The sequence below is a fragment of the Pseudoalteromonas sp. 2CM32C genome (assembly GCF_023161925.1).
GTDB classification, from domain to species: Bacteria; Pseudomonadota; Gammaproteobacteria; order Enterobacterales; family Alteromonadaceae; genus Pseudoalteromonas; species Pseudoalteromonas marina.
In genome coordinates this window covers 1-12,659 of sequence record NZ_JALNTI010000002.1, presented here as the reverse complement: position 1 = coordinate 12,659, position 12,659 = coordinate 1, and the positions used below count along the sequence as shown (strand labels likewise).

Below are 12,659 nucleotides of genomic sequence, written 5' to 3'. Positions count from 1 at the left end.
TTAATTTGAAAGAACATCTTTTTGCTCTTCAAGGCAATCTTGAATGTATTCTTTCATATTACTACAAAGTTCCAAATCTTCGATATCTGATGGCACAAACTCTTCTTCATGATCTGCAAAGTAAATTATTTCATCAAACTCTTTAACATTTATAAAGGTGAAGTTTCCGAACCCATCATGCCCAATAGCAAAAAAATGACTTGGCCAAGTATTGCCAAAAAATGAACACTCTCTTAGCTCGATATTTGTTTGAATTAACCACTCTTCATCGTTTACTAAGTTATCTTCAACAAAGTCTAAATTGTCGAGTGCTTTAAATGGGTAATTAGAAATAGCTAATTTATAGTATTTAGGGAGTGAAATAGATAACTTGCTTTCTATTTTTTCAAAATCCAATTTCAAATTCCTTTTAGATGCTCAATAGTTGAACTGACTTCTGTGCATATAACACTTTGCATAAGCGGTTTGGCACCGCTTTTGTGACAAATCCGTCTTCATGCATTTGTTATGTTTTCTTGTCCATGTCATATATCCATTTCCTATTTATTAAGTAGTTGGCAATTCCGAAGCCAATAAATACGAAACCCATTATTGATGCTAGTCCGAATGTTCCAGTTCGATAATACGATAAGGCGACTATTGAAAGTCCTGTAGCAGCAAAAAACAAAGGCATAAAATTTCGGTTTCTCTTTTGTGTCGACATGGTGATTAGACTTTTACTCACCATAGTGTCGACCGCGGCTACATGCTCCTCACAGCTCGACTCGCAAGCTAAAGATTTACCCACCACTACTGAACACGATTTGCATATTCCTTTACTACAAGATTTACATATCCCTACTGCATCAATATTCTGATGATTGTAACACTTCACTGTGGTCTCCTAGAAAACATAACGCCCAAATAACAGGCTAAGTAATGGTTGGCTAAAATTGTGTAGCGAAGCGAAACGTAGCCAACTGTTACGTGTCCTAGTTTATTTTCTTGTTATATTCTATTGGGTAAATGACCTCAATTCCGCATTCTGCTCCATATGATCCAGTAACATAGCTATCGGTAATTAAAGCAGAGCTAATAGAGTATGAAATAGAAACTTTATCATTTTCTTTAGTAGTTGCTAAAGGAATTAATAGTTCAGGTTTGTCCCAATTATTCCCTTTTAACAGCAACGCACCATGAAATTTTTTGCCATCAACTTTAGATGGAAAACTCACCGTAACAAAAAAATCAGAGCCATATGCATCAACAGTAATGTTAATTAAGTTCTGATATTTATCACTCCACTTTTTTAAATCATCCTTAGATACATAACAAGAGCTTGAATAACTCGATGCACTAAATAAAACAAAAAATAGGAATAAGGCAAATTTTCTCAATTGTTGCACCTGACTCTGCATAGAATATAACGCCCAATTAACAGGCAAAAAATAGTTGGTTAAAATAAGCGACGAAGGAGCAAAACCAACTGTTTTTGTCCTTGTTTAATTGTTTGTTAGGTAACATTTACCACGTTAGCCTTACTTTTCGACTGCCATAACCAAATAGAAGAACCAATACAGAAACCTAGAAATAATGTTTGAAGTTGTAAAGCAGAACTATCCGAAAGAACGTTTAATAAATAAAAAGCAACAGAATTAATTGCTACGTCGCTAAGCATTATAACCAGTGTTAACACCAAACCAGCGTTACGCCATTTAATTAACAAGTAAACAGCCACAATATCTATAACAGCCAACGCTGTCCAATAAATATTAACCCATTCAGGAGCAAATTTATAAGGCAAGAATCCATAATATAAATTATCAAATATGTGAGTTGCACCACCTATAAATAGGCAGAAACACAAAACGAAAATTACTACTCTATCCATGAGTCTATACACCTGATTTGTTACCTAACAATTTAGTCTACGACATTTGTCGTTTTACAAACCGACAAATGTCCATATATTACAGTGATTTTATCCTAGCTATAAAATAAACACCTGTAAACAAATAGTTAGCTTCGCCTTAGCTTTCTTAAATGCAGCAAAACCCCAAAATGGTGGAGATCAGTAATATCAGACAAATCGTTGATTAGTTATACCGGTTGGTTATTAATTAACAAATCATATTTTAAATACCTGAGTTTAAACCAGTAACGCATACCCCTTTAACCCTTAACCATGCAACTCGTTACTGCTTATAAAATTAGTTAAAAATCACAATCTACTTCTATTGAACCCTTTGTATTTTTACTTCATATTAGCTGAACTATTTCTCAATTATTAGGCTGTTATGTCAGTTTTAAAGTTTAGCCATGCACTTATTCTCACACTTGCAAGTACCCTTTCGCTTACAAGCCATGCGGCGCTTAATAAAAACGAGCGTGAAATAGTAAAACAGGTTGAGCAAAATATGCCGCAAGCGCTTGAAGAGATAAAACAAGCGGTAAACATTAATAGCGGCTCACTTAATATTGATGGCGTGAAAAAGGTGGGCGCGCTTGCAAGTGAGCAACTAAAAGCGATTGGTTTTAAGGTTGAGTGGTTAGATGGCAGCGCGTTTAACCGTGCAGGGCATGTACTCGCAACCTTTGAGAGTAAAAACCCCGATGCAATAAAAATACTGATGATCGGCCATCTTGATACGGTATTTGCCAAACACGATAACTTTACTACCTATAAACAAATTGATGAACACACCGCGAGCGGCACAGGTGTAGCCGATATGAAAGGTGGTAACACTATTATAATTACCGCACTTAAAAGCCTGCAAGCGCTTAATTTACTTGAAAACGTAAGCGTAAAAGTACTGCTTACCGGCGATGAAGAAAGCAGCGGTCGTCCACTTAGTTTATCTAAAAAGGCGATTGTTGATGCTGCAATTTGGGCTGACGTAGCGTTAGGTTTTGAGAACGGCGATAACAATATTAAAACAGCTATGGCGGCGCGCCGTGGCTATACCGGCTGGACGTTAAATGTAACGGCCAATGCTGGACATTCATCGCAAATATTTAGTGACAGTGTGGGCTATGGGGCTATTTACGAGGCGTCGCGTATTTTAAATGACTTTAGAGAGCAACTTGCCACACAACCTAATTTAACCTTTAACCCGGGGCTTATTGTAGGCGGTACAAATGCCGATTACGACAGTGCTAACTCATCAGCCACGGCGTTTGGTAAAAGTAACGTAATTGCACAAACCGTGCATGTAGCGGGTGATTTACGAGCGCTTTCGCCAAAGCAGGTAGAAGGCGCTAAAAAAGTGATGCAGCAAATAGTGGCTAGAAGCTTAAATGGCAGCCAAGCTGAGCTTATTTTTGAAGACGGCTACCCACCAATGGGACTCACCGAGGGTAATAAAAAGCTGCTTGCACTGTATAGCCAAGCAAGCCAAGACTTAGGTTATAACAAAGTGGTGGCTGCAAACCCTCGTAATGCCGGCGCTGCTGATATTTCGTTTGCTGCAAACCATGTTTATATGGCGCTTGATGGCCTAGGACTAATGGGCAGTGGCGCACACACTAAAAACGAAACCGCCGATTTAACCTCGCTTAATAAAAACACCGCTAAAACAGCGCTGCTTGTGTATAGATTAGGCCAAATGTAAAAGTATTTAAAACGAGTGCTGTTACTTTTGCACTCGTTCAAATACATGTGATGAAAAAATGTCTATCACGACATTATTTTGAAAAGCAAATCTCGCACTGTGGCGGGTTCAAACGGTTTATCGCAAATGGCATCAACGCCCGCTTGCGCAATATTGGCAAGATGGGTGTCGTTCGCCTCTGAGCTCACCATTAAAATAGGAATATGCGAGTAAGCATTTGAGCCACGTACAGTTTCGGTTAGTTCGCGACCATCCATTTCTGGCATGTTGTAATCGGTAACGATTAAATCGAATGACTGTTCGTTAAGTTTTTCAATTGCTTGTTTACCATCTTGCGCCTCAACCGGGGCTGGTATTCCCATACCAGCAAGCACACGAATAATATGCTTGCGCGCAAAACGGCTATCGTCAACAACTAGAACTCGTAATAAAGTAACATCAAAATGCTCTAGTTCGACCTCTTCTTCTGTAATTATGTCGAGCGTCGCTTTTAACGCGCGTGTAATTGCATCTGCACTGAATGGTTTAGGTAAAATGGCTAATACGCCCGACTGCCTTAATTGCTCAAGGTATTTTTTATTGCGTTCGCTCGAGATCAACATAAACGCTTGGCTTTCTGTGCGCGGGTTCGAACGAATGCTTTGTAACAAAGAGTCTGCAGTGCCATCGGCTAAATACATACTACTAATAACTAAATCGGGCTGATATTTTTCTAAAAGAGCTAACGTTTGCGCTTGATTGCTTGCGGTTTCTACTTGGGTTACACCACATTGAGTTAGTGATTTGATTATCAGTTTTTGCTGAACCTCTGAAGGCTCTACTAATAATATTGATAAATTGGCTATTGCAGTTAAATCACTCATGTAACTCTCTTGGGTTATGTTATTGCTAAACGATTTCGGTTTTACGGTTTCATTATAAAACAACATGTATCACTGGGGTTAACAAAACGCTTATTTTTATGCATTTATTTGTAAGTTTTTAATTACAAAATAAATCAGAACTTTTGAATGTACTCAAGCGCAGTCATTTTTTTATAACTTACATTTGGGTGTAGTATGTGAGCAGGATTAGGATCGACCACCTCGATAGGTATGTTATGAGTACGGGCTATTTCTAATGCCATTTGGGTGATATTTACACTAAACGAGGTGCCCATAAATACAATTTTATCAGCGTTGAGCATACGCTGCTGTGCTTGGGTTATTCTGTAAAGCTCGGTGTAAAATTCATCAAACAACAACACAAAAGGCTTAAACGAATGGTTAAGCTCAGGTGTTTGGTTTTGAATGTTAAACAGCTCAAAAAGAGATTCATGCAGGCGGCTTTCATCTACACTATCCCACGGGGTCATCAGCGGTTCAACAGCTTCGCCTTGCTCATGAAATATCGTCATTTGATCGAGCCTGCCGTGTATAGCAATGTAATTTTTGTTACCGGCTTTGCCATCAAGCCCATCTATATTTTGGGTTATTAAGTTTTTATCACTCAACCAATGATGCACGTCATTAGGGCCATGGTTACGATACGTTGCAAAACGGTTGTAATACCAAGCCAAAAACTCACGCGGATTATTTTGATACATTGCGCGCGTTGCCATTTCCATAGGCGTATAGTTTTTACTGCCTATAGTCCAAAAGCCTTCTTCCCCTCTAAACGTAGGTATACCACTAGCCGCGCTTACCCCTGCGCCGGTAATATAAAGCGTATTCATTATTTGACCTCGTAACCTAGCACATCATTAATAACTTGCTGTTGGTTATTCATTCCACCAATACGATATAAAATACCGTTATGCTCTAGTAAGCCTCGGTGATCCATCGTTGCAGTTTTAAGTGGCTGCATTACTTTCCATGTATTATTTTTAATATTAAAGCGCCATACATGACGACTTGCTGGAGCTGGCTGTTTGTTATAACCAATGCCATCGTAATTATAGGGGTTGCTTGAGCCAGCTAGCGTGTAAATATGGCCATTATAGCTTGTAGCAGCCATACGATAATGTGCTTCGCCTGTTGGGTGTGGCAGCGTTCGCCAATCTATTTTTTGTGGGTTGTTGGCATTTATTGTGCCTTTTAAACATTGTGCAACCCCTGAAAACGAGCGGCGTGAACTTGGGTTTGCTTGGGTTTTTACGCCATCGCAAATAACAATAGTATTACCACTAATTGCAGCCGCTTGGCCAAATACAGGCTCACCTAAAAAAGGCGACGCCTGCTGCCATGTATTGTTTTTAGTATCGTATACTTGCACTAAATTTACGTTGCCATCGTTATGCCAACCGCTAATAAGGTATATGTAACGCTCTTTGTAGCTTAGCGCTACGCTGTCATCTACTGGGACTGGCATAGACTTGAGTTGCGTATAGCTATTTGTGGTTATATTGTATTTATACACGTCGGGGCTCGATATTTCAGTGTGATCTGCAGCAACAGTGTAGCCACCAAATACATAAGCGAATTTGCCTATACCAACCGCTGTACTTGCTAAACGCCCCTTAATTGGCAAGCTAGAAGGTACTGCCAATTTAGCCTGCCATTGGCTTTCTCCCAGCTTTAATGCCCACACTTTATTATGTACATCACTAAATTGTTTATTTGAAGCTAAGCCCATAAAGCTTAAGAAATAGGTGTTATTTTGCGCTGTAACTTTAGCTACTGCGTTGTTTGCAACAGGCTCAGGTAAAGCAGGAAGGCTAGCTAGCAGTGCAGAAAAAATAAAACTCATATAAAAATAATCTTGTTAAAGGTTAATAAAGTAAGGTTAATTTATTTTTCAACGCTGAACCAGTTTTGATAAGCCTTGTGATGCACTTACTGCTTTGAACACTTCCAAATATAAAATAAGTCAAAGCTACTTCTTTGTTAAATTAACTTTATGAACTTACGTTAAGTGTAAAAATCATCCGCTTTTAGTTGATAAAAAAAACAATTAAACATGGACTTAATACTTTTGTTTAAAGATAATATATATTATTAATCATTTAAAATTAATTTTAATGAAGCCGTGTATACGTTAGCTATGGTATTTTTTTAGTTATGGTTACTTTATAAGCTAATGATATATTGAAAAAAGTTAAAGGCTCACATAAAAAGTAGCAGCGTATTTTTGCTATATTTACACCATTCATAATGTTAATGTAATGTTCTTCAAATGTTTAAGAAAAGCAATTTCGCTTATATAACTTATGACTAGGTAGGAGTTCCTTAGTGAAAATTTCGCATCAATCACTATGGCCATTATTGTTTTTATCACCGCTTGTAATTGCAGATCCTTTTGAAGATGCTGAGCTCGATCTTAGCGCATTAATGGAAATGGATGTTCAAGTTACGTCTGCAATGAAGCGAGCTCAATCAGCATTTGATACCGCCTCATCTATTTATGTTTTAAGCAAAGAGCAAATTAATAAATCTGGCGCAAACTCAGTACCAGAAGCATTAAAAATGGTACCTGGACTTATCGTTAGGCAACTTGATAATAATCAATGGGCAATCTCTTCGCGCGGTGTTGCGTCTCGATTTTCAAGTAAGCTTTTAGTTATGGTTGATGGGCAAAGCTTATATACACCTAAATTTGCAGCTGTCTATTGGGAAACACTGAATGTCCCACTTTATGATATAGAACGAATAGAAGTTATTCGCGGTCAAGGCGGCCTATTATGGGGCACAAATGCAAATAATGGCGTGATCAATATTATTACTAAAAACAGTATTGATACTCGTGGTGCCTACGCGAATGCGACTACCGGTAATCAAATAAATATTGATGCAAATGCGCGATATGGCGGCGACTTAAGTAATAAAGGCAGTTACCGTATTTATGGTCATGTAAAAGATGCTAATGAGTCAAAAAAAGGGATTTCACTCACGCCTAGCGACACAGCCAAACAACATTCTTTGGGTTTGCGTGCTGACTTTACACCAAGTGACGAATGGTCTGCTTTAATACAAGGAGATGTTACACACTCTAACTTAGGCCAAAACTACCGTGGAGTTATTGACGAGACCAATAGAAACGTTTCATTTTCTGGAGACTTATCACGTACTGATTCTCGTGTTATGGCGCGCCTAGAAAATAGAATATCCCCCGACGCAAACCAAATGTTGCAAGTGTCATGGCTAAAGCAAAGTGGCAACCAAACATATATAAAAGAAAACTTTGAATCTATAGATATAGACTACCAAATGAACTTTTTATATGACTCTTTGCAGCTAGATTGGGGCTTGAATTACAGATATAACAAAATATCTTTCGAGGAAAGTGTATTTTTAGACAGTGATAAAGACCTAGACAATCTTCAACAATATGGTGGATTAATCCAAGCCCAATATAATGTTATACCCAATTATCTTGATTTAGTTGTCGGCACTAGGCTCGACCACAATGATTTAACTGGCTGGGAAAACCAACCATCGGCGAGGGTTATCTATAAGCCACAAGAGCGCCATCTAATATGGGGTGCTATATCCAGAAGTGTACGTACACCTACCCTGATAGAGTTTAATGATGACTACAAAGTGAATGGGACAGTTGTAGAAGAGGCGCTTGGTGGAAGTACTGGCATTAAAGCTATTGATGAATATGCGATTGCCACTTACCTCAATGGCAACGACAAAGTTGAATCAGAAAACTACGTTTCATACGAGTTAGGCTACCGCTTTGAAGGTGATAGCACATCATTAGATTTGTCCGCATTCCATACAGATGCCGATAATATAGCAGCGATTAGATTTAACACCGATCCCAATCAGTTTCTGCCTGCTATACGTTTTTTTCAGCTCGGCCAATTTGAACAAGCCGCATTTGCGCTTACTCAAACTCGTGTCGATCTTGATGTTGTTTCGCAGGCTGAAACAACAACTAACGGGTTTGATATAGTTGCAACCTGGCAACCGCTGAATAACCTAAGTACAGAACTAGGGTATAGCTATACAAAAATTGATTATGATTTACCCGAGGGAGCAACACCAACTATAGGTTTTGATTCAACTAATAGACAAGTTTTTGGCAAAGTAAACTATACGCTTTTTAATAAACATAATATTTTTGCAACGCTTAGAGTTGAAAACTCAGACGCTTATAATACCGATCGTTACACTACAATGGACATAACATGGAATTATCAAATTAACCAAACATGGTCTACGGCTTTGTCGGGTAAAAACTTGTTTGCAGGCTCCCACATAGAGTATAACAACACTCGTGAAACCTACACATTACCTAACTACATTGATGAATGTATAACATTTTCAATTAAAGCCAGTTTTTAAGATTATTTAATGCAGCTATTAAAACTTTTACTCAACGGGCTATTAATTACATTAACACTATTTTTTAGTGCTAATAGTGCTGCGACTGAGAAAGAGTATATGCTCAAGGCTGGTTTTTTATATAACTTTGCTCGCTTTGCAAACTGGGTAACACCGACGTATCATAATGATAACTTTACATTATGTAGCCCAGACGAAACATTCATCAACATTGCTGATGTTGCACTCACCAAGCGCAGTATTAAAAAACGCCCATTAGTAAATAAACACATATCACTTAATAGTAGCTCACTAACACAATGCAACATGGTATTCATTACATCAAAAACATACCAAGATTGGGTAAATACTCCTGGTTTAACTTATCAAAATATTTTATTAGTGGGAGAAAGTGACGGGTTTATAGAAAACAATGGTCACATAAGGTTTTTTCTCTCAAGCGGTAAGGTCCGCTTTGAAATATCACCAAACAACCTTAAAATCGACGGCTTAACAATGAGCTCTAAAGTACTGCGCCTTGCGCGAATTGTGGATGGCTAAATGAAAAAACTATTTACGCTAGACACAATAAGTAAAAAGCTGCTTTTTATACTGATGAGCGTAGCATTTATATCAAGTAGTATTGTAACTGTAGCATTTGGTACATACGAATTAAGCAGTGCAAAAGGCGAACAAATAGAAAGTCTAAACTCTCTATCAAACATGATGTCGCCAAATATAGCCACCGCACTTATCTTTGAAGATTTAGAAGCAATTCAAGAACTAATAAAGCCTATTCTTACTCGTACAGATGTAATCTCTGCTATTGTTACTAATCGAACTGGAGATATTGTAGCAAAAACTAATTCGCACATGTTATCCGATAATGTTGAGCATGCTGTTGAAGTAAAAAAACAACTGACTATAGATGGTAACAACGTTGGTGAATTAGTAATCTATGCTAACAATAGCTATATCAATAATCGAATAGATTTTTATGTAAAGTTTATAATTAGTCTCACGCTACTATCCTTTGCTGTCAGCCTAATTATTTCATTGTTACTGAGGCGTCGTTTTTTAAGCCCCATTTTATATTTAGCTCAAACAGCTAATGACATCACTAAATCAAATGACTATAGTTTACGTGCCGAGCAACTCTCTAATGATGAGGTTGGCGAATTAACCGTATGTTTTAACGATATGCTCTATACAATAGAGCAACGTGAACACGCTTTAGAAAATCAAGTTAAAACACGTACCCAAGAGCTTGAAAATGCTAACAGCGAACTTCACCGCTACGCATATCAAGATGGCCTTACGGACCTGCCTAATCGCCGCTATTTCTATGAAAAGATACAATCGTTAATCAATACGCATGATACAAATTTCGCATTAATTTTTATCGACCTTGATGGGTTCAAAGAAGTAAATGATAATTTAGGCCATGATTACGGTGACTTACTGTTGCATCAAGTTGCAAATAGACTAAAAGCATGCATTACTGAACAAGATATTATTGCGCGACTGGGGGGGGACGAGTTTACTTTAATACTTCAAAACGTCACCGACCTAGAAAGAGCCGCAAAAGTTGCAAATAGCGTACAACATGCCCTATTAACTTCAATTCAAGTAAAAAAAGAAACAGTGTATGTTACCGCAAGTATAGGTATTACTCTTTACCCAGAACATGGTAAAACAGTTGAAGAGCTCGTAAAGCGTGCCGACCAAGCAATGTATTTGTCTAAAAAGAAAGGTAGAAATAGGTACGAATTTTTCTCTTACTCAATTGAAGAAAAAGCCACTGAGAAAAGAAAACTCATAGAAGAAATAAAACTTGGTTTAAAAGAAAATCAGTTTGAGTTGTACTATCAGCCTATTTTTTCTGTTGATGGTAAGAGCATTACTAAAGCCGAAGCATTGATCCGCTGGAATCATCCACAAAAAGGATTAATAGGGCCTAATGAATTTATCCCTATGGCAGAAAAAAATGGCTTAATAAGCGACATAGGCCGCTGGGTGAAATCGCAAGCAATACAAGACTGTACTTTATTCAATAAATTATCTAAACGCCTTATACAAGTTAGTGTTAATACCTCACCACTTGAGATTGATCGCTCTGGTGAGTGGGTTGAGCAATGGATACAGGCAAGCGAACAATTCAATTTACCCGGACACTCTGTCTTAATAGAAGTAACAGAGAACACTCTAATGGGAACTGATTCAGAAATAAAACGACAGCTCAAGCGCCTAAGTGAATTTCACATAGATGTTGCTATTGATGATTTTGGCGTGGGTTACTCATCACTGGCATACTTACAACGATTAGATATCGACATCCTTAAAATAGATCGTTCATTTATAAAGGATATAGAAAAAAATGATAATAGCATTGCACTAGTAAGAGCTATTATCACAATGGCACATAACTTAAATGTGGAAGTAGTTGCTGAGGGAGTAGAAAAACAAGAGCAGTACATGTTACTAAAACAGATGCAATGTGATTATATTCAAGGCTATTACTTTTCTAAACCAGTTTCAAAAAAGGTGTTTGTCAGCGAATTCATTGAAGAATAACGCACAATTAAAACCAGCGAGGCACTACCTGTGAATATTGTTTATATTCAACTGTAAAGCTCTCGGTTAAATGCTTTTCCTCTACCAGAGTTTGTCTGTATATAGCTGCGACCCCAACGACTAAGCATATTAAACTAAATAAGCTTGGCAACGCTAAGAAAAACCCAATTTGAGCGGCTATCACCCCCAAATACATAGGGTTTCTAGAAAACTGATATAACCCCTTTGTTCTTAATTCACGCGGACCGTTTGGATCAATCCCTGAACGCCACAATGAGGCCATATTAAAATGAACAAGCATCGATAAAGCAAAACCTGCTGTCAAAAGCACATTGCCAAACATAACACCGGGCCAATCATTCAAACCAGTAAAAAGCCCTAGGTAATTATCAAGCGAAGGAACAAACACTCGCAATACACATACAAACCATATCAAGGCTCTAAAGAACTTAAACGCAGTATGGTTCCACCAACTTGCACAATACTTAACTCCAGGAAAAACAATGTTTTCTTTCTCAGTACGTGATATATAAATAATTCTATAGGTATAAAAACCTGCTACAAAGGTATAAAACAAAGCAAGGTAGATACGAGTAAACTCTATTAAAGAAGGTGAGTCATCGATAAATAAGGGGAAAGACATAGAGGACCCTGAATGAGTAAAAACGTTAACAAAAGGAGAGCATAAAGCCCATAAGGACTTTTAACAAGTAAAGTTAAACAAAACCAATAATAACTTATCTCTATAAAAGTAGCAGCCAATACGCTTATTTAAATCGCTAGTATTTTTTATATTGTTATAAACCTTAAATCAATACATTGAGAAGTAAATCTGTAAAAGTCACCATGAAATAGAAATTATTATTATGTAAAGGCTGCCTTGTACGGCATAGGGTTTTGGCTATTTACTAAACCCCAGACAGAAAAAAACCGACTATCGCTAGTCGGGCTCTTTACAATTTTAAGCCTGCGTAATGTCGTGGTGCCCTCAGCGGTAGAGAGTCACAGTGAAATGTTACCTACCATAGGTAAGTGTATTAAATAGCCAAAACACTGTTCACAAAGAGGCGCTTTGCTTAAGAGACGCTACGCTTTAGAGAAGGGGATGCTGAAGATTACTTTTCTGCAGACGTAAAAAAGCCCGACTATTGCTAGTCGGGCTTTCTACAATTTGAAGCCTGGTAATGTCCTACTTTCACATAGCAAATGCTACACTATCATCGGCGCTGTTTCGTTTCACTACTGA

At 37.8% G+C, this 12,659-nt stretch carries 12 protein-coding genes; 5 read left to right on the top strand and 7 right to left on the bottom strand.

What is annotated here, in order from left to right:
* Window positions 1–396: an SMI1/KNR4 family protein gene (locus MTF67_RS03950; RefSeq protein WP_248518748.1), complete on the bottom strand. Its 396-nt coding sequence runs from the start codon at window positions 394–396 to the stop codon at window positions 1–3.
* A 305-nt stretch (window positions 397–701) separates the two neighbouring features.
* Between MTF67_RS03950 and MTF67_RS03945 the strand changes: the two genes are divergently transcribed.
* On the top strand, window positions 702–857 hold the full coding sequence (locus MTF67_RS03945) for a hypothetical protein (protein ID WP_248518747.1): 156 nt from the start codon (window positions 702–704) through the stop codon (window positions 855–857).
* Between the two features lie 114 nt (window positions 858–971).
* On the opposite strand, the gene MTF67_RS03940 is transcribed toward MTF67_RS03945, so the two are convergent.
* Both MTF67_RS03940 and MTF67_RS03935 read right to left on the bottom strand, forming a co-directional pair.
* Window positions 972–1,376 (bottom strand): hypothetical protein, encoded by a 405-nt coding sequence (locus MTF67_RS03940; RefSeq protein ID WP_248518746.1) that lies wholly within the window; start codon window positions 1,374–1,376, stop codon window positions 972–974.
* Between the two features lie 116 nt (window positions 1,377–1,492).
* Window positions 1,493–1,870 carry a hypothetical protein gene (locus MTF67_RS03935; protein WP_010557084.1) on the bottom strand — a complete coding sequence of 126 codons (378 nt, stop codon included), beginning with the start codon at window positions 1,868–1,870 and terminating at the stop codon, window positions 1,493–1,495.
* A gap of 406 nt (window positions 1,871–2,276) precedes the next feature.
* On the opposite strand from MTF67_RS03935, the gene MTF67_RS03930 reads away from it, so the two are divergent.
* Entirely contained in the window at window positions 2,277–3,590 is a 1,314-nt protein-coding gene (locus MTF67_RS03930; RefSeq protein ID WP_248518745.1) for a M20/M25/M40 family metallo-hydrolase, read from the top strand.
* A gap of 65 nt (window positions 3,591–3,655) precedes the next feature.
* Here MTF67_RS03930 and MTF67_RS03925 read toward each other — a convergent pair whose 3' ends face one another.
* From MTF67_RS03925 to MTF67_RS03915, 3 genes are all read right to left on the bottom strand, one after another.
* Complete coding sequence (locus MTF67_RS03925; RefSeq protein WP_039037483.1) at window positions 3,656–4,453, bottom strand: response regulator; 798 nt, start codon at window positions 4,451–4,453, stop codon at window positions 3,656–3,658.
* Between the two features lie 134 nt (window positions 4,454–4,587).
* Entirely contained in the window at window positions 4,588–5,304 is a 717-nt protein-coding gene (locus MTF67_RS03920) for a Sir2 family NAD-dependent protein deacetylase (RefSeq protein WP_248518744.1), read from the bottom strand.
* Window positions 5,304–6,317 (bottom strand): kelch repeat-containing protein, encoded by a 1,014-nt coding sequence (locus tag MTF67_RS03915; RefSeq protein WP_248518743.1) that lies wholly within the window; start codon window positions 6,315–6,317, stop codon window positions 5,304–5,306. Before MTF67_RS03915 ends, MTF67_RS03920 begins: the two co-directional genes overlap by 1 nt.
* Window positions 6,318–6,799: 482 nt before the next feature.
* On the opposite strand from MTF67_RS03915, the gene MTF67_RS03910 reads away from it, so the two are divergent.
* Genes MTF67_RS03910 through MTF67_RS03900 form a run of 3 tightly spaced genes read left to right on the top strand, consistent with a single transcriptional unit; the run spans window position 6,800 to window position 11,413 of the window.
* Window positions 6,800–8,860 (top strand): TonB-dependent receptor, encoded by a 2,061-nt coding sequence (locus MTF67_RS03910; RefSeq protein ID WP_248518742.1) that lies wholly within the window; start codon window positions 6,800–6,802, stop codon window positions 8,858–8,860.
* 9 nt (window positions 8,861–8,869) lie between these two features.
* Complete coding sequence (locus tag MTF67_RS03905; RefSeq protein ID WP_248518741.1) at window positions 8,870–9,400, top strand: YfiR family protein; 531 nt, start codon at window positions 8,870–8,872, stop codon at window positions 9,398–9,400.
* Window positions 9,401–11,413, top strand: coding sequence for an EAL domain-containing protein (locus tag MTF67_RS03900; protein ID WP_248518740.1), 2,013 nt, complete (start codon window positions 9,401–9,403; stop codon window positions 11,411–11,413).
* A gap of 7 nt (window positions 11,414–11,420) precedes the next feature.
* Here MTF67_RS03900 and MTF67_RS03895 read toward each other — a convergent pair whose 3' ends face one another.
* Complete coding sequence (locus MTF67_RS03895; protein ID WP_248518739.1) at window positions 11,421–12,056, bottom strand: isoprenylcysteine carboxylmethyltransferase family protein; 636 nt, start codon at window positions 12,054–12,056, stop codon at window positions 11,421–11,423.
* Window positions 12,057–12,659 lie beyond the last annotated feature (603 nt).